The 17,911-nt window shown below is 74.0% G+C and carries 14 protein-coding genes, 1 pseudogene and 1 riboswitch; of the genes and pseudogenes, 8 read left to right on the top strand and 7 right to left on the bottom strand.

Features of this window, described 5'->3' with window-relative positions; translation table 11 throughout:
* Positions 1 to 160 precede the first annotated feature (160 nt).
* Positions 161 to 871 (bottom strand): AAA family ATPase, encoded by a 711-nt coding sequence (locus tag H300_RS24650; RefSeq protein ID WP_486583540.1) that lies wholly within the window; start codon positions 869 to 871, stop codon positions 161 to 163.
* Positions 872 to 1,097: 226 nt separating this feature from the next.
* A riboswitch (glycine riboswitch) is annotated at positions 1,098 to 1,202 on the top strand.
* Positions 1,203 to 1,338: 136 nt separating this feature from the next.
* On the opposite strand from H300_RS24650, the gene gcvT reads away from it, so the two are divergent.
* The 5 genes from gcvT to H300_RS0103035 all read left to right on the top strand — a co-directional run bounded on the left by gcvT (position 1,339) and on the right by H300_RS0103035 (position 6,894).
* On the top strand, positions 1,339 to 2,481 hold the full coding sequence (gene gcvT, locus H300_RS0103015) for a glycine cleavage system aminomethyltransferase GcvT (protein ID WP_028426246.1): 1,143 nt from the start codon (positions 1,339 to 1,341) through the stop codon (positions 2,479 to 2,481).
* Positions 2,482 to 2,615: 134 nt separating this feature from the next.
* Positions 2,616 to 2,993 (top strand): glycine cleavage system protein GcvH, encoded by a 378-nt coding sequence (gcvH, locus tag H300_RS0103020; RefSeq protein ID WP_028426247.1) that lies wholly within the window; start codon positions 2,616 to 2,618, stop codon positions 2,991 to 2,993.
* A gap of 40 nt (positions 2,994 to 3,033) precedes the next feature.
* A complete protein-coding gene (locus tag H300_RS0103025) occupies positions 3,034 to 4,308 on the top strand; it encodes a serine hydroxymethyltransferase (RefSeq protein ID WP_028426248.1) in 1,275 nt (424 codons plus the stop codon).
* A 322-nt stretch (positions 4,309 to 4,630) separates the two neighbouring features.
* The gene (locus H300_RS0103030) at positions 4,631 to 6,013 is read left to right on the top strand and encodes an L-serine ammonia-lyase (RefSeq protein WP_028426249.1); all 1,383 of its coding nucleotides are present in this window, start codon (positions 4,631 to 4,633) and stop codon (positions 6,011 to 6,013) included.
* Positions 6,014 to 6,111: 98 nt separating this feature from the next.
* On the top strand, positions 6,112 to 6,894 hold the full coding sequence (locus tag H300_RS0103035) for an SDR family oxidoreductase (RefSeq protein WP_028426250.1): 783 nt from the start codon (positions 6,112 to 6,114) through the stop codon (positions 6,892 to 6,894).
* A 161-nt stretch (positions 6,895 to 7,055) separates the two neighbouring features.
* On the opposite strand, the gene H300_RS0103040 is transcribed toward H300_RS0103035, so the two are convergent.
* From H300_RS0103040 to H300_RS32095, 3 genes and pseudogenes are all read right to left on the bottom strand, one after another.
* Entirely contained in the window at positions 7,056 to 8,789 is a 1,734-nt protein-coding gene (locus tag H300_RS0103040) for a ricin-type beta-trefoil lectin domain protein (RefSeq protein WP_028426251.1), read from the bottom strand.
* Between the two features lie 567 nt (positions 8,790 to 9,356).
* Positions 9,357 to 9,671, bottom strand: a pseudogene (locus H300_RS32090) (proprotein convertase P-domain-containing protein); the annotation flags it as partial.
* Positions 9,641 to 9,910, bottom strand: coding sequence for a hypothetical protein (locus H300_RS32095; RefSeq protein WP_028426253.1), 270 nt, complete (start codon positions 9,908 to 9,910; stop codon positions 9,641 to 9,643). The gene H300_RS32095 and the pseudogene H300_RS32090, both read right to left, overlap by 31 nt.
* Before the next feature lie 360 nt (positions 9,911 to 10,270).
* Here H300_RS32095 and H300_RS0103060 point away from each other — a divergent pair, with 360 nt between their 5' ends.
* A complete protein-coding gene (locus H300_RS0103060; protein ID WP_028426255.1) occupies positions 10,271 to 10,582 on the top strand; it encodes a hypothetical protein in 312 nt (103 codons plus the stop codon).
* Positions 10,583 to 10,650: 68 nt separating this feature from the next.
* On the opposite strand, the gene H300_RS0103065 is transcribed toward H300_RS0103060, so the two are convergent.
* Positions 10,651 to 11,562 (bottom strand): glutaminase, encoded by a 912-nt coding sequence (locus tag H300_RS0103065; RefSeq protein WP_028426256.1) that lies wholly within the window; start codon positions 11,560 to 11,562, stop codon positions 10,651 to 10,653.
* Positions 11,563 to 11,651: 89 nt separating this feature from the next.
* On the bottom strand, positions 11,652 to 12,122 hold the full coding sequence (locus H300_RS0103070; protein ID WP_037978944.1) for an ATP-binding protein: 471 nt from the start codon (positions 12,120 to 12,122) through the stop codon (positions 11,652 to 11,654).
* A gap of 627 nt (positions 12,123 to 12,749) precedes the next feature.
* On the opposite strand from H300_RS0103070, the gene H300_RS0103075 reads away from it, so the two are divergent.
* Positions 12,750 to 13,910, top strand: coding sequence for a cardiolipin synthase B (locus H300_RS0103075; protein WP_051269421.1), 1,161 nt, complete (start codon positions 12,750 to 12,752; stop codon positions 13,908 to 13,910).
* Positions 13,911 to 13,970: 60 nt separating this feature from the next.
* Here H300_RS0103075 and H300_RS0103080 read toward each other — a convergent pair whose 3' ends face one another.
* Positions 13,971 to 14,738, bottom strand: coding sequence for an enoyl-CoA hydratase-related protein (locus H300_RS0103080; RefSeq protein WP_028426259.1), 768 nt, complete (start codon positions 14,736 to 14,738; stop codon positions 13,971 to 13,973).
* A gap of 697 nt (positions 14,739 to 15,435) precedes the next feature.
* Between H300_RS0103080 and glgX the strand changes: the two genes are divergently transcribed.
* Entirely contained in the window at positions 15,436 to 17,790 is a 2,355-nt protein-coding gene (gene glgX / locus H300_RS24655; protein WP_078515675.1) for a glycogen debranching protein GlgX, read from the top strand.
* Positions 17,791 to 17,911: the final 121 nt, after the last annotated feature.

Genomic DNA, 17,911 nt, shown 5'->3' on the forward strand with positions numbered 1-17,911 from the left:
CGCTCACGAACCGCCGCCCGGACGGGCCGCCGCACCTCGGCGCCCGTCCGGGCGGTCACGCGCTCTGGACCGGACGGCCGGGTCCCGGCCGCACGGCCGGGGCGGCCGGGGCCGGTCGCCCACGCGACGGGCGGTCGGGTGGCCGCCACCGGTCCGGGGCTCAGCGGCAGCAGGCCGCGGGGCGGCCGGGACCGGTGCAGGTCGCCGTGTGGACCCCGGCGGCCACCGCCCGGTCGAGCAGCACCGCGGAGCTGCAACCGGTCGGCAACCGTCCGGCTTCGAGCTGTCCCAGCAGCCGGGCCACGGCCCGGCGGTGGCGGCCGAAGGCCCACCCGGAAACCGTCCGGCCGCGTTGGGTCTGCCCGGCCAGTGCCAGCACCGGCGGGACGTCCAGCACCAGCAGGTGCAGACGCAGTCCGCGCCGCCGCGCCTCCCGCCCCAGCCAGCGGCGCACCCAGGGCAGCGATCCGCAGTCGTGGACCAGCACGCTGCCGGTCGTCCGCAGGGCCCGCCACAACCGCCAGTAGTGCGTGACCCGGACGAGCGGCCGGTAGCAGGCGTAGGGCAGCAGCGGGGGCAGCCGATCGGCCCACCACTCCCGGGCGTCCTGCGAGTCGATCCGCGCCACCGCGCCGCACTCCACGGCCATCCGCCGCATCAGGGTGGACTTCCCGCTGCCGGGCAGCCCGGAGACGACCACCCGGTCGCCCGCCGGCCAGCGCAGGGTCCCGGGGCCGGCGACCGCGGTGCCGCGCAGGTCGAGCACCCGCGCGCGCTCCGGCTCCGGCGGCGCGCTCGCCTCCTCCTGCGCGGCTGCGCGCCACGGCCCCTCCCCGTCGGCGGCGGGCGGCCCACCGGCGGGCAGCAGCATCCGTCCGCCCGGCTGTCCCTCCACCGCCGGCGGCGGTGCCTGCCCCGGCAGTAAGAGCTCCGCCGCCGTGTCCGCCGCCGTACCGGTCGTCTCGTACCGGATCACGCCGGCCCCCTCGGTTCCCGTCATAGCCCCTCCGACCCCTGCCGCAACCGTTCCCCGTCCGGGCTCCCCCCGAAGCGGCCGCCCATGTCATGATGAGGCCGCCAACTCCATAACGGCCGCTTGAACCAGCGCGGGAGAGTCCCGAAGCCCCCGGAGCACCGGGTGCAGGGCGCCGAAGGAGCAAGTCCTCCCTTGAATCTCTCAGGCCCCGTACCGCGCAGGCGAGGCATATCTGAAAAGCGGGCCGGATCGTTCCGGCCCCACCCAAGGTGCAAACCACGGCCCTCGCGGGCTTGTGGCGAACCTCTCAGGTTCCGATGACAGATGGGGAGGACATGTCCGCCCCTGCCTGGGAGCCACAGATGCCCGAGAACCCCCGCCGTACCGCTCTGGACCCGCTGCACCGCGCACTCGGCGCGACGATGACCGACTTCGCCGGCTGGGACATGCCGCTGCGCTACGGCAGCGAGCGCGACGAGCACCGCGCCGTCCGCACCCGTGCCGGCCTGTTCGACCTCTCGCACATGGGGGAGATCACCGTCACCGGCCCGCAGGCGGCCGAGCTGCTCGACCACGCGCTGGTGGGCAACCTGTCGGCGGTCGCCGTCGGACGCGCCCGCTACACGATGATCTGCGACGAGCGCGGCGGCATCCTGGACGACCTGATCGTCTACCGGCTCGCCGCGGACACGTACATGGTCGTGGCCAACGCCGGCAACGCGCAGACGGTCCTGGACGCGCTGACCGACCGGCAGGCCGGCTTCGACGCCGCTGTCCGGGACGACCGGGACGCCTGCGCCCTCCTCGCCGTGCAGGGCCCGCGTTCGGCCGCCGTGCTCGGCAGCCTCACCGACGCGGACCTGGACGGGCTGAAGTACTACGCCGGGCTCCCCGGCGCCGTCGCCGGGGTGGACGCGCTGATCGCCCGCACCGGCTACACCGGCGAGGACGGCTTCGAGCTGTTCGTGGCGCCGGAGGACGCCGGGAAGCTGTGGCTGGCGCTCACCGAGGCGGGCCGCGAGGCCGGGCTGGTGCCCTGCGGGCTGTCCTGCCGGGACACGCTGCGGCTGGAGGCGGGGATGCCGCTCTACGGCAACGAGCTGACCCGCGCGACCACCCCGTTCGACGCGGGCATGGGCCGGGTGGTCAAGTTCGAGAAGACCACCAACGAGGGCAGGTTCGTCGGCCGGGAGGCTCTGGAGGCCGCCGCCGAGCAGGCCGCGACCGCGCCGCCGCGCAAGCTGGTCGGCCTGGTCGCCGAGGGCCGACGGGTGCCCCGGGCGGGCTACCCCGTGGTGGACGCGGCCGGCACGGTGATCGGCGAGGTCACCTCGGGCGCCCCCTCCCCCACCCTCGGCAAGCCGATCGCGATGGCCTACCTGGACGCCGCGCGTGCCGGGCACGACGACGCGGACGCCGGGGGCGCTTCGGTCGCGGTCGACATCCGCGGCAGCCACGAGCCGTACCGGATCGTCCCGCTGCCCTTCTACAAGCGGGCCCGCTGAGGCACCCCCGGCCCGCCGCGGCCGGTGCCCCGGCGCGTCCGGACGCGCGGGGCCCGCCGTCCGCAGCGGACGTCCCGTCCCACCTGTCAAGACCCGTTTCACAGCCCCCACCCTTCATCCGGGAGAATTCAGTCATGAGCAACCCCCAGCATCTGCGCTACAGCAAGGAGCACGAGTGGGTGTCGGCCGCCGAGGACGGTGTGTCGACGGTCGGCATCACCGAGCACGCGGCCTCCGCACTCGGCGACGTCGTCTACGTCCAGCTCCCCGAGGTCGGCGACTCGGTCACCTCGGGCGAGACCTGCGGTGAACTCGAGTCCACCAAGTCCGTCAGCGACCTGTACGCACCGGTCACCGGCGAGATCACCGAGATCAACCAGGACGTCGTGGACGATCCGGCGCTGGTCAACTCCGCCCCCTTCGAGGGCGGCTGGCTGTTCAAGGTCAAGGCGGACGGCGAGCCTGCCGACCTGCTCTCCGCCGACGAGTACGCCGCCTTCACCGGCAACTGAGCCCATACCCTCCAGCACACCACGATCGGATCGGAATCTGATGTCGCTTCTGAACGGTTCCCTGCACGAGGTGGACCCGGACGTCGCCGCCGCCGTCGACGCCGAGCTCCACCGCCAGCAGTCCACACTCGAAATGATCGCGTCGGAGAACTTCGCGCCGGTCGCCTCCCTGGAGGCGCAGGGTTCGGTGCTCACCAACAAGTACGCCGAGGGCTACCCGGGCCGCCGCTACTACGGCGGCTGCGAACACGTCGACGTCATCGAGAACATCGCGCGGGACCGGGTCAAGGCGCTGTTCGGCGCCGAGGCAGCGAACGTGCAGCCGCACTCCGGTGCCTCGGCGAACGCCGCCGCGATGTTCGCCCTGCTCAAGCCGGGCGACACCATCATGGGCCTGGACCTGGCCCACGGCGGCCACCTCACCCACGGCATGCGGATCAACTTCTCCGGCAAGCTCTACAACGTGGTGTCCTACCACGTGGACGAGCAGTCGAACCTGGTCGACATGGAGGAGGTCGCGCGCCTGGCCCGCGAGCACCGTCCGCAACTGATCATCGCCGGCTGGTCGGCCTACCCGCGTCAGCTGGACTTCGCCGCGTTCCGCGCGATCGCCGACGAGGTCGGCGCGCTGCTGATGGTGGACATGGCGCACTTCGCCGGCCTGGTCGCCGCCGGGCTGCACCCCAACCCCGTCCCGTACGCGGACGTGGTCACCACCACGACCCACAAGACGCTGGGCGGCCCGCGGGGCGGCGTCATCCTGTCGAAACAGGAGTACGCGAAGAAGATCAACTCCGCGGTCTTCCCCGGGCAGCAGGGCGGTCCGCTGGAGCACGTCATCGCGGCGAAGGCGGTCTCCTTCAAGATCGCGGCCGGCGAGGAGTTCAAGGAGCGCCAGCAGCGGACGCTGGCCGGCGCCGAACTGCTCGCCGAGCGGCTCACCCGCCAGGACGCGGTCGACGCGGGTGTCTCCGTGCTGTCCGGCGGCACCGAAGTCCACCTGGTCCTCGTCGACCTGCGCAACAGCGAGCTGGACGGGCAGCAGGCGGAGGACCGGCTGCACGAGGTCGGCATCACCGTCAACCGGAACGCCGTGCCGAACGACCCGCGCCCGCCGATGGTGACCTCCGGCCTGCGCATCGGCACGCCCGCACTCGCCACCCGCGGTTTCACCGCCGAGGACTTCACCGAGGTCGCCGACATCATCGCCGAGGCGCTGCTGCCCGGCTTCGACGAGGACAAGGCGAAGGAGCTGGCCGCCCGGGTCACCGCGCTCGCCGAGAAGCACCCGCTCTACCCCGGCCTGGGCTCCTAGCCCGGAACACCCGGCCGACGCACGAGCCCGCCGGGGCGGCGACCCCGCTCCGGCACGCGGCTCCGAGCCCGGCTCCGCGGACCTTCCCGCGGACACCACGGCCGGGGCGCCCGTCCACCCGCGCGGGCACCCCGGCACCGGCCGCTCCCCCGGCACCGGCCGCTCCCCCGGCACCGGCCGCTCCCCCGGCACCGGCCGCTCCCCCGGCGCCGGCCGCTCCCCCGGCGCCGGCCGCACGCGCGGCCGTGCGCCCCGCCCGCGATCCGGGCGCCCCCTTCCGGCACCTACGCTCCACCCACGAGCAGACAAAGGAGTCGCCGCCGTGGCCATCTCCGTCTTCGACCTCTTCTCCATCGGCATCGGCCCGTCGAGTTCGCACACCGTCGGCCCGATGCGCGCGGCCCGCATGTTCGCGGTCCGCCTCAAGAACGAAGGCGTCCTGGCCCAGACCGCCTCGGTGCGCGCGGAGCTGTTCGGCTCCCTGGGCGCCACCGGGCACGGTCACGGAACGCCCAAGGCCGTCCTCCTCGGTCTGGAGGGCAACGCCCCCCGCTCCGTGGACGTCGCCCGGGCCGACGAGGACGTCGCCCGCATCCGCGCCACCCGCAGGCTCCGGCTGCTCGCCGCCGAGATCGGCGACACCCACGAGATCGACTTCGACGCGGACGGGGACCTGGTCCTGCACCGTCGCCGCTCGCTGCCCTACCACGCCAACGGCATGACGCTCCTCGCCTGCGACGAGGACGGCCGTCCGCTGCTGGAGAAGACCTACTACTCGGTGGGCGGCGGCTTCGTCGTGGACGAGGACGCCGTCGGCGAGGACCGCATCAAGCTGGACGACACCCCGCTGACGCACTCCTTCCGCACCGGCGACGAGCTGCTGCGGCTGACCCGGGAGACCGGGCTGTCGATCTCCGCACTGATGCTGGAGAACGAGAAGGCCTGGCGCTCCGAGGAGGAGATCCGCGCCGGGCTGCTGGAGATCTGGCAGGTCATGCAGGACTGCGTCGCCCGCGGTCTGCGCCAGGAGGGCCACCTCCCCGGCGGACTGAGGGTCCGCAGGAGGGCCGCCGGTTCGGCCCGCCAACTGCGCGCCGAGGGCAACGACCTGGCGCACGCGATGGAGTGGACCACGCTCTACGCGATGGCCGTCAACGAGGAGAACGCCGCCGGCGGCCGGGTGGTCACCGCACCCACCAACGGCGCCGCGGGCATCATCCCCGCGGTGCTGCACTACTACGTCAACTTCGTGCCCGGTGCGGACGAGGACGGCGTGGTGCGCTTCCTCCTCGCCGCGGGCGCGATCGGCATGCTCTTCAAGGAGAACGCCTCCATCTCCGGTGCCGAGGTCGGCTGCCAGGGCGAGGTCGGCTCGGCCTGCTCGATGGCCGCCGGTGCGCTGGCCGAGGTGCTGGGCGCCTCGCCCGAGCAGATGGAGAACGCGGCCGAGATCGGCATCGAGCACAACCTGGGGCTCACCTGCGACCCCGTCGGCGGCCTGGTGCAGATCCCGTGCATCGAGCGGAACGGGATGGCCGCGGTCAAGGCCGTCACCGCCGCCCGGATGTCGTTGCGCGGCGACGGCCGGCACCATGTGTCGCTCGACAAGGCGATCAAGACCATGAAGGAGACCGGCGCCGACATGAGCGTCAAGTACAAGGAGACCGCGCGCGGCGGCCTCGCGGTGAACATCATCGAGTGCTAGGGAAACAGGCCCTGACCAGCGCGTTCGTACCTTTCAGCGCGGTCGGGGCCTTCCCTGCTTACGCGGCGGGAAGTCCCTGAACCCTCCCTGGGGCAGACGTGAAAGTCCCTTTAGCGACCGTCGGCGGCACCACCGAGATCCTCCGCCTGGCCGCGCGCCACCGCACCGTCCCGACCCACCACGTCTCCACCGTGGGCGTGTACGCGGGCACGGACGCGCCCCCGGTCGGCCCGGAGCACCCGACGGGACCGCCCGAGGCCCTGGAGCACGGATACACCCGGAGCAAGTGGGTGGCCGAAGGGCTCGTCGAAGAAGCCCGCCGACGGGGACTGCCCGTCACGGTGTACCGACCGACCCGTGTCGCCGCGCACAGCCGCACCGGCGCCTGCCAGCAGGGTGACTACCTGTGGCTGATACTCAAGGGCTGCATCCAGGCCCAGGCTGCGCCCTCCCGGGTGGACGCCGCCTTCGACCTGGCACCGGTGGACTACGTCGCCGACGCCGTGGTGGCGCTGTCCCTGCTCCCGGCGGCTGCCGACCCGACCTTCCACCTCGCCGCAGGTCGGTTGCTGCGCCTGGAGACGGCGCTGGACTGGCTGCGTGCCATGGGGCACCACCTTCCGGAGGTCTCCCCGCAGGCATGGCTGGACCGGATCGGCGCGGACCCGGGCAACGCGGCGTTCCCGCTTCTCGGCACGCTGGCCGCAGAACTGACCGGCGGCGGGTCGGAGGGCGGCCTCACCTTCGACCCCGCAGCCACCGACGCCGCGCTCGCCACGACGGACGTGTCGCGCCCCGCGTTCGACCGGGAACTGTTCGGCCGCTGCACCGCCCGCTTCAACGCGACAGGATGGCTCCCGGAACCCGGTGGAGAGCGCTGAGGGACGTGCCCCCAGCGAACCGTCTTTTGAGCGTGGGCGCCCGGACTCCGGTGGCTGATGCTTCCGGCCCCGGCGCGGCAGGTCGCCGACGACGCGTTCTCACGCCCCCGGCCGGGACGACGGCCGGCCGTCGCTCCGAACCGCGGGGCACCCGGGCGGGCTCAGTCGGCGGTGGTGGTGCCGGTGGTCGTGCCGGTGGTGGTGGGACCGGCGTGCCAGCGCTGGTCGCTGTCGCCGTCGGCGCGGGCGAGGCGCAGCGGGCTGCCGGGCTCGTGCGACTCCGGCGTGACCGCGGAGCCGGGCTCGGTGAACGGACGGAGCGATCCGTCGGAGGCCAGCTCGAACCGCAGGTTCCCGTCCGGCCGGTCCGTGTCGTCCCCGTCCTCGGCGCCGCTCCCGTCCTCGCTCTCTTCCTCGTTCCCGTCCTCGTTCCGCTCCTCGGCCGCCGACGTGCAGGCGTGGAGGCCGAAGCCGCTGTCGGTGTCGCCGCGCGAGCCCAGGCAGAAGTCGGGGTCGGCGTAGCTGCGCAGCAGGCCGCGGTGGTCCAGGAGCCACTTCTGGGTGCTCACCGGCGCGCAGGTCCGCAGCACCACGTCCCGGTGCTGCTCCGGGATCCGGCCGTCGACATCCAGGCAGAGGTCCGTACCGGCGTTGACGAACGGGCCGAAGGCGTCGCCCTGCGGGGGGCCGGGGTGCGCGGCCGAGTCCCGGTCGGAGTCGGAGCCGGTCGGTCCGGGCGCGGGGACGGACGTGCCGTCCCGCTCGCCCGGCGAGGGGTCGGCCGGGGGCGGGTCGGGGGACGCGGGGACGGTGACCGTGGCGGTCACCGGCGGGGGTTCCGGAGCGGATCCGTCGCCGTCGCCGCTGACCAGGGCGACTGTGGTGCCGAGAGCGGACAGCGCCAGGACGGCGACACCGAGCGGCAGGGCGAGTGCCGACAGCGGGCGTCTGGCCACGGCGTGGGTGCGCGTCCTGCGCACCGGCTCGGGGCCGGGTGCGGCGCATGCCGGCGCCGCGGCCAGCGGCGCGCGGCGGGGCCGCTCGGGTATGCGGATGCGTGCGCCGCGGGGCGGCAGGGGCGAGGCGTACTCCTGGGCGCCCCAGAGCAGCAGCCCCTCTGCCATCGCGGTGTGCGGGCTCTCCGTGAGCCGCCGCAGGTCGTCGAGCACTACCGCGCAGGTGGGGCAGCCGACCAGGTGACGGTCCAGGTCGGCGCTGTGGCGGGTGCCGTTGGACCGCGCGACGGCTTCGGTGATCCGGCCGAACGCGCGGCACTCCTCGCTGCCGCTATCGGCCAGGTGCGCCCGGCTGCAGGCGGCGCGCAGGGCGTCCTGCGCGCTCTCCGCCAGACCCGGCACCGCGTCCGGTTCGGTGCGCAGCAGCAGCCCCACCACCTCGTCGGGGTCGCGCTCGACGAAGTGGTGCCAGAGGACGATCCGGCTCCGCGGCGGCAGGCGGCGCAGGCCGCGGAGCATGGGACTGAGCGCGTCGAACCGGGGCGCTCCGGAGCCGGCGGCCCGCACGCCGTCGATCCAGTGGGCGAACGCGGGGACGAGTTCGGTGGCCCGGCCGGCGGCCGACCAGCTCGCCGCCACGCGCTGCACGCCGAGCAGCAGAGGCAGCCGCCAGGCGCATTCCCCGGAGCCGTGGCGCTCCTCCTGGAAGGCCAGCGCGAAGGCACGTTCGGTGAGCTCTCGTGCGGAGGAGTCGCTGCGGGAGGTGATGGCCGCGTAGCGGCTGACCGCCGGGAGGTGGCGGCGGCGCAGTTCGTCGGCCGCCGCGCCGCGGGCGGTGGCGGGGCCGGCCCGGACGAACTGGGTCAGCTCGGCGTCGGGCAGCCGGGGGAAGGCCGATTCGCCCGGTGAGCTGCCCGAGTGGGGTCCGTACTGGGACAAGCCAATGACTCCTCGCCGTCCGACGCCGTCGACCAGCGAGCCTCCGACGGCCGTTGAGCCGGAAGAAGCCCATGCTGCTGGAGAAGCAACCGCTCGGGGCGGACTGTGTCAACAACGGTGGTATTCCCGGGTGGAACCGCTCCGCCGTTCCGGCCCGGACCGTGGGGGATCGCCCCGGTCTCCGAGCCGTCGCAGTCGCCACTGTGCGACCCGACCGCGTTCAGCGGTCAGCAGCAGGACGGCGGTCGGCCGAAGCGCTGCCGCCCTCGCGCGGGCGCCGCACCGGCCGTCCGCGAACGGTACGCGTGCACGCCCTTGCTACCACGGCGGCGGCGCGGGGTCCGGCGGTTGCCGAAGCCCACGACGAGCGGTCGCCCGATGCGGCGAACGGTCGGTCCGGGCACGGGCGGCTTCGGACGCACGTCCGCGCGGGGCCGCGGAGCCGGGGATTCCGCACCGGACGGGCCCGTACCTCGGGCCCGTCCGGTGGACGGCTTCCCGGGGTACGGGCCCGCGCGGTGCGGGACGGACGGGATGTCCCGGCCCGGTGGGGCGGGGCGGGGTTCGGAAGGTGAGCCTCCAGGCGTCGATGCGGCCGGTGTCGCGGGCGTGGGTGTCCTGGACCCGCAGTCGCCAGGTGCCGTTGGCGGGTTCGGCGGAGGCGTTCACGGTCCAGGTCTCGTGGACGTCGGGGGTGGAGTCGCCGCCGGCGCTCTTGAGCCGGTGGCTCGTGCCGCTGGGGCCGATCAGGTCGATGACGAGGTCGCCGCGGTAGGTGTGCACGATGTCCACGCCCACCCTCAGGTCCGAGGGCGCGTTGCCGGAGAGCCCGCCGACCGGGATGGCGGAGGTCACCGCGGGCCCGTTGTCCGGGATCGCCAACGGCGGCCCAGACCACCGTGCGCGGTGCCACGCTCCCCTTGCTCTTCGCCGTCGCGGGCTTCTCGGACGCCGGTTGCCCGGGTGGACTCCACGGCGATCTCGGCCGCGGTGGCCCTAATCACCCGCCGGGTGGTGCCGTCCTTCGCCCGCTGGCCAACGCGGTCGCCGCCGAGCACCGGCAGTCCGTCGTACGTCCGCTCGTAGCGGGTGTGGGTGCCGCCGTCGGCGTTCTTGACCACGTCCCCGGACCTTCAGCTTCTCCTCGGCACCCAGGCCGAGTTGCTCGGCAGCCTCGGCGGTGTCCGCCTCCGCGGCGCGGATCAGGTCCGCGCGCTGCTCGGGGCTCAGGTCCACGGGGAGGGCACCGGGACGGGCGGCCTCCGGACCGGCCGGACGGGCAGAACCAGAGGTGGGGAGGGCGGCGTGCCGCAGGTTGCGGTGGGGGGCGCCGCACGCCGTCCGTGGGAAGCCTGACAGGACGGACGTGAACATGTCATGACCGCGGACCAACTTGACCGAAAGGCGTTCGGTGGAGAAGACCGTGTTTCCGTATATCGGACACCGGGAGCGGCAGGCGTCGACGCGTAGGCTTCGGCAGCATGAGTCACACCGACGTCCGCGAACTGCGGTCCGCGCTGCACACCGCTTCCGATATCGCCTTCGCACTGGAGGAGGCGCCCTCGACGGAGGAGTTGACCGGACTGTCGGAAGCACTCGTCCGCGCGCTGAGCAGCGTCCGCGCGCTGGAGGGCGAGCACGGCGGTGACACGGGCTGCCGGGAGCACCCGCGCGGCGCCGTCGACCCGCTCTGGAACGACCCGGACGACCCGCTGCCGCCGGGGTGGGGCAAGTGCCTGCTCTGCAACGACCGGCGCCGCCGGGCGAGCGCGGGGCAGCGCCGGGTGCGCTAGGTGAGTTGCCCCGCAGCCGCAGGACGCCCGCCGCCCCGGACCCCGCCGCGGGCTCTCAGTGGGAGCCGTCAGAACACCGACCAGTCGGAGCGGTGCGTGAAGTCCTCCAGCGCGGCCATCGCCCCGACCGAGTTCCCCACCGGGTCCAGCCCGGGGCTCCAGGCGCACACCGCGCCGCGGCCCGGCACGATGGCCAGAATGCCGCCGCCCACGCCGCTCTTGCCCGGCACCCCGACCCGGTACGCGAACTCGCCCGCGGCGTCGTAGGTGCCGCAGGTGAGCAGCACGGCGTTGATCCGCTTGGCGTCTCCGCGCCCGAGCAGCCGGGTGCCGTCCGCCCGCAGGCCGTGACGGGCGAGGAGACTGCCCGCCATCGCGAGGTCGCGGCAGTCGGCGGCGATCGAGCACTGACCGAAGTAGTGGGCCAGCACGTCCTCGACCGGGTTGTGCAGGTTCCCGAAGGAGGCCATGAAGTGCGCCAGCGCCGCGTTGCGGTGCCCGTGCCGCGCCTCCGACGCGGCGACGGCGGGGTCGACGGCGATGCCCTCGTTCCCCGACTCCTGCCGCAGCAGTTCCAGCACGGCGCCCTTGGCGTCGCCGGTCAGGGAGAGCAGCGCGTCCGTCACCACCAGTGCACCGGCGTTGATGAAGGGGTTCCGCGGGACCCCCTGCTCGGATTCGAGCTGCAACAGGGAGTTGAAGGGGTTGCCGGACGGCTCGCGCGCCACCCGCTGCCACAGGGTGGTGCCGCCGTGGGCGAGCGCGAGGGACAGGGCGAACAGCTTGGAGATGCTCTGGACCGAGAACGACGTGCGCCACTCGCCGACCCCGTGCACCTCGCCGTCGACGGTCGCCAGCGCCATCCCGAAGTCATAGGGGTCGGCGCAGGCGAGTGCGGGGATGTAGTCGGCCGGCTGGCCCCGGCCGAGCACCGGCCGGGCGGCGGCCATCGATTGCGTCAGCAGGTCCGCGTAGTCCACCCGGCCATTGTGTCCGGGTGCGCCGTCGGCGTCGCGGCGGGCCCACCGGGCGGTGGCGCGCCGGAAGGACCGGACGGCAGGGGCCGCGCTCACTGGTCGGTGGTGCGCATCTCGAACCAGGTGGTCTTGCCGCGGGGCAGGAGGTCCACGCCCCAGCGGTCGGACAGGCGTTCCACGAGCCACAGGCCCCGGCCGCTGGTGTCCATCTCCTGCACCGGCATCAGGCAGGGCAGTCCGCGCGACGGATCGCGGACCTCGATCCGCACCCGGTCCCGGCGGCGGAACATCCGCAGACCGAACGTGTGGGCCCCGGTGTGCCGGACGGCGTTGCCCACGAGCTCGGACACGAGTAACACTCCGTACTCGGTGCGCTGGGCCGGCAGCCGCCAGTTGTCCCGGAACACGGCCTCGGTGAGGCGGCGGGCGGTGGCGGCGGACTCGGGACGGTTGGGGAGGCGGACCTCGTCCAGACTCGGGTCGCCGACCAGATCAAGGGCACTTCCCGCCGCCGCTCCCCCGCGCGCAGGCAACCGCGATGCCGTGTCTCCCAGTCCCGCCATGGCTCCATCATGACGTGATTTCGCCCACTCCGTGGGCGGTCCGGTGCAATTGCTCGGGCCCGCGGACGACTACCGAGCGGGGTCGCCGCATATGCCGACGGCAGCCGCCGTTCGATTCCGTCGCGCCCACCTGCGATGACATCCCGTACTCGAATGATCACCAGTGACGAGGGGCCGGTCACCGCTTAAGGCTGCGTTAAGGCTGGGCTAAGGCGTCCGGACGCCGCGCGGACACCCGAACGAGTGCGCCCCCGCCGACGGGACGGCCGATCACCACTGCCGCCACTGCTTCCGGCGACACCGGTGCCGGCCGCCGCTGCCGCCGGGCACCAGCACCCGGAGGTGCTTCCGGTCGCGCCGTCGCTCGCGACCTGCTCCCCGCTTCCGGCCGCGGCACCGGCCGCGACCGGAAGCACCCCGGGGCCGCCGGGCCGGGCGGCCCCGGGGTGCGCCGGGGCCGTGCGGGTACAGTCGGCACGCTGCGCCGACTCGCGCCGGACGGGTCCGCGCGGCTCGTATCCGTCGAGCAACCGCCGGCCAGGTGATCACGTGACCAGTACCCAGGACCCGACCGGGTCGGCCGTCTCCGCCGACCGCACCGAGGCGACCGGACCGGTGTCCTCCCCGATGATGGCGGAGCGCGCCATGCGGATACGGCGCCGGCTGGAGCGCCTCATCGGCATCGCCGCGACCGAGGGCAACAGCGTCGACGTACTGCGGAACGGCGACGAGATCTTCGCGGCGATGCTCGACCGCATCCGGTCCGCCGAGCACACCGTGGACATGATGACCTTCGTGTACTGGAAGGGCGACATAGCCGCCCAGTTCGCCGACGCGCTCGCGGAACGGGCGCAGGCCGGGCTCCGGGTGCGGCTGCTGCTGGACGGGTTCGGAAGCAGACCGATCGAGAAGGACCAGTTGGCGGCCATGGAGCGCGCGGGCGTGCACATCGCCTGGTTCCGCAAGCCGCTCCACCTCTCCCCCCTCAAGCAGAACCACCGCTGCCACCGCAAGGTGCTCCTGATCGACGAGCGGGTGGCGTTCACCGGCGGGGTGGGCATCGCCGAGGAGTGGTGCGGCGACGCCCGCAACGAGAACGAGTGGCGGGACACCCACGTGGAGGTGCGCGGCCCGGCGGTGGACGGCATCGCGGCCGCGTTCGCGCAGAACTGGGCCGAGTGCGACGACGCGCTCTTCGACGAGCGCGACCGGTTCGTCGAGCACGAGTCCCCGGGCGACGCCGTGATCCAGGTGGTGCGCGGCTCGGCCAGCTTCGGCTGGCAGGACATGCAGACGCTGATCCGGGTGGTACTGAAATCGGCCGAGGAAAGGTTTCGGCTGGCCACGGCCTACTTCGCGCCCGACACCTACTTCGTCGAGCTGCTGTGCGCGGCGGCACGCCGCGGGGTGCGGGTGGAGATCCTGCTGCCCGGACCGCACACCGACAAGCGGGTGTGCCTGATCGCCGGTCAGCAGCACTACGAGGAGCTCCTCGCCTGCGGGGTGAGGATCTACCAGTACCAGCCGACGATGATGCACGCGAAGGTGATCACCGTCGACGGAGTCGCCTCCCTGGTCGGCTCGACGAACTTCAACCGGCGCTCCCTGGGCCACGACGAGGAGGTGATGCTCACCGTGCTGGACGAGGGGCTCACCGCCGAGCTGGACCGGCATTTCGACGAGGACCTGACGGCGAGCGTGCACATCAAGCCGGGACGCTGGAAGCGGCGTTCGCTGGTGCAGCGGGCCAAGGAGGCGGCCGTCTACCCGCTCCGGCACTTCCTGTGACCGGTCCCCGCCGCCCCGTCCCCGCCGCGGGGACGGACGGGCGGGGCCGGCGGGACGGGATCAGCGGAAGACGGCCTTGCCGGGGCCGTCCTCGACGAAGCTGCGCATCCCGGTCTCCCGGTCCTCGGTCGCGAACAGCCCGGCGAACCACGTGCGCTCGATCGCGAGACCGGTGTCGATGTCGGTCTCCAGGCCGTGGTCGACGGCCTCCTTCGCCGCCCGCAGCGCGAGCGCCGGGCCGGCGGCGAGCTGCGCGGCCCAGGCGTGCGCCTGCGCGTACACCTCGGCGGCCGGGACCACGCGGTCCACCAGGCCCAGGGCGAGCGCCTCCTCCGCCTTGACCTGCCGGCCGGTGAAGATGAGGTCCTTCGCCCGGGAGGGCCCGATCAGCCGGGCCAGCCGCTGGGTGCCGCCGGCTCCCGGGATCAGCCCGAGCAGGATCTCCGGCTGCCCGAGTCTGGCGTTCTCCCCGGCGATCCGGATGTCGGCGCACAGGGCGAGTTCGCAGCCGCCGCCGAGCGCGTAGCCGGCCACCGCGGCGACGACCGGTTTCGGGATCCGGGCCACCGCGGTGAAGGCCTCCTGGAGCCCGCGGGACCTGCCCACCATGGCGGCGTGGTCCATCGCGCGCATCTCCTTGATGTCCGCTCCGGCGGCGAACACCTTCTCCCCGCCGTAGAGCACGACGGCCCGCACGTCGTCGCGGTGCGCCACCTCGGCGGCGAGGTCGCGCAGGCCGTCCTGGGTGGCGATGTCGAGCGCGTTCATCGGCGGGCGGTCCAGCCGGATGGTCCCGACGCCGTCGGCTACCTCAAGGTTCACAGTCATGGCGGCAGGGTAACGCCCGTTAACCTCGCCCCGCTGCCCGCGAGGCGCCGCCCCTCGCCTCCCGGGCGCCGTCCGCGCCGTCGCCCTGCGCGGCAGGGCCCCCGCCGCCACTGCACGCGGTGACCAGCAGGGCCGTGCCCAGCAGCGCGGTGGTGTCTCCGCGCGCTGCCCGCGTGCGGCACGTCCCGTTGCCCGCGTCACCTGCATCGTCCCGGTCGGAAACCCACAGAGTCCTCCCGGTGGGCTCCCCGGGAATGTCACCGTTCCTTCCCCTACCAGCGGCGCCGACGCGGCCGGCGGGGGTTCACCCGAACGGCCGCGCGCGGAACCGCGCGTCCGTGCTCGCCGCTTCGGCCGGCGGCGGTCTGCGGGAGCCGGCAACGCCCGGCAAGAGGGCCGAGGACGGGGGCGGTTGGGAACGCCGACCGGCGGGCGTCGATGTCGGCGTGCGCCCCGGGACGCTCCCGTGACCGGCGAACGAGCCGCTCGGGCGTGTGAGGAGAACGGCCGGGCGGGAAGAATCCCCCGAGAACGGTGACGGCGGCGCACGGCACGGGACGCCGGACGCCCCAGGGCCTCCCGTCCGACGGCGGCCCCGGCCCGGAACCGCCCAGCGAGCCGCAGGAGGCTGACCCATGCCCTGCCCAGCCCCGCCGCATCCTCGCAGCCTGCCGCTCCCCCGTCCGGCGGTGCACCCGTGACGGACCCCGCCGGGCCGCTCACCGGCCTCCCGCCGGAGCCCGCGGGCGGTGGCGCCGCCCGCGGCGCCGCCGCGCACCGGGCGCGGGCGGCGCCCGGCGCACCCGCCCGGAGCGCCGGCCGTCCCTCCCCCCGCGCGCCGGACCGCTCCCCGTCCGCCGTCCCGGTGTGGCCGGGCAGCCCGCAACCGCTGGGGGCCCGCTACCGCGCCGGGCCCGAGGGGACGGCGGGCACCAACTTCGCCCTGTGGGCCGGCGGAGCGGAGGCCGTGGAGGTCTGCCTCTTCGACGAGGAGGACACCGAGACGCGGTATCCGCTGGCCGAGCTCACGCACGAGATCTGGCACGGCTTCCTCCCCGGCGTCCGTCCCGGCCAGCGCTACGGCTACCGGGTGCACGGCCGCTGGGACCCGTGGTCGGGCGCCCGCTGGAACCCGGCCAAGCTGCTGCTGGACCCGTACGCGCGTGCCGTGGACGGCGAGTTCGCGTTGCCGCCCGAGGTCTACGGCCACGTCCGCGACTGGCCCCAGCAGGAGCTCGCCGACACGGTCCGCGACGACCGCGACTCGGCCCGCTGCGTGCCGAAGGGCGTCGTCGTCCACGAGGGCGACGCCGCCGGCGGCCCCGACGACCCGCCGGACGACGACTGGCGCGAGGACCGGCGGCCCAAGACCCCGTGGGCCGACACGGTCCTGTACGAACTGCACGTCCGCGGCTTCACGATGCGGCACCCGGGAGTGCCCGAGGAACTGCGCGGGACGTACGCCGGACTGGCGCACCCGGCCGCCGTCGAGCACCTGACCCGGCTGGGCGTCACCGCGGTGGAGCTGCTCCCGGTGCACCAGTTCGCCCACGAGGACCACCTGCTGCGCCGCGGGCTGCGCAACCACTGGGGCTACAGCTCCGTCGGCTACTTCGCCCCGCACGCGGGCTACGCCGCCACCGGGACCCGCGGCCGGCAGGTCGGCGAGTTCAAGAGGATGGTCCGCGCCCTGCACGCCGCCGGCATCGAGGTGATCCTGGACGTCGTCTACAACCACACCGCCGAGGGCGGCGAGCTGGGCCCCACCCTGTCGCTGCGCGGCATCGACAACCGCGGCTACTACCGCCTCGGCGAGGACCCGCGCCGCTACGCCGACTACACCGGCTGCGGCAACACGCTCCACGTCGTGCAGCCGCAGGTGCTCCGGCTGATCACCGACTCGCTGCGCCACTGGGTGCAGGAGATGGGTGTGGACGGGTTCCGCTTCGACCTCGCCGCCGCGCTGGCCCGTTCCATGCACGACGTGGACATGCTGTCCCCGTTCCTCGCGGTGATCGCCCAGGACCCGGTGCTGCGCCGGGTCAAGCTGATCGCCGAACCCTGGGACGTCGGCTCCGACGGCTACCAGGTGGGCGCGTTTCCCCCGCTGTGGACGGAGTGGAACGACCGCTACCGGGACGCGGTGCGCGACTACTGGCGCGGCGCGCTGCCCGACGTCCGCGACCTCGGCTACCGGCTGGCCGGCTCCAGCGACCTCTACGCCCGGGGCGGCAGGCGCCCCTACGCCTCGATCAACTTCGTGACGGCGCACGACGGCTTCAGCCTGCGCGACCTGGTCAGCTACCAGGAGAAGCACAACGAGGCGAACGGCGAGGAGAACCGGGACGGCACCGACGACAACCGCTCCTGGAACTGCGGCGCCGAGGGCGAGACCGCGGAGCCGGAGGTGAACGCGCTGCGGCGGCGCCAGCTGCGCAACCTGCTGACCACGCTGCTGCTGTCCACGGGTGTGCCGATGCTCGTCGCCGGGGACGAGATGGGGCGCACCCAGCACGGCAACAACAACGCCTACTGCCAGGACAACGAGACCGGTTGGGTGGACTGGTCGCTGCTGGAGGACCCGGCCTGGCAGGCCCTGTTCGAGCTGACCGCCCGCCTGGTGCGGCTGCGCCGCGCCCATCCGGTGCTGCGTCGGCGGGCCTTCTTCTCCGGCCGCCCCAACGGGAGCGACGGGCTCCGCGACCTGGCCTGGTTCACCGCCGACGGCCGGGAGATGGCGGAGGCCGACTGGTACACCCCCGGCAGCACGCTCGCGCTCTACCTCTCCGGCGGCGACATCCCGCAGCGCGACGCCGTGGGCCGCCCGGTGACCGACGACAGCTTCCTGGTGCTGCTGCACGCCGGGAACGCGCCCCTCTCCTTCCTTCTGCCGGGAGGGCCGTGGGCGGACGGCTACGAGCTGGTCGTGGACACCTCTCGCGAGGACCAGGGCGAGGCGCCCGGCACGGTGCACCGGGCCGGGGACACCGTCCCGGTGCCGCCGCGCTGCGTCCTGCTGTGGCGCGCCGACCGGGGCGGGGCAGCGGCATGACCGCCGCAGGGGCGTGCCCCGGCGCGCGCCGGGGGAAGGGCGTCCCCGGGCCGCGCGGGGGCGGCTCTCGGTCCGGGGACCTACGTCGAAGAACCCGGTGAACTCTGTCAGTGGCGAACCG

This window comes from Streptomyces sp. TAA040, assembly GCF_000424845.1.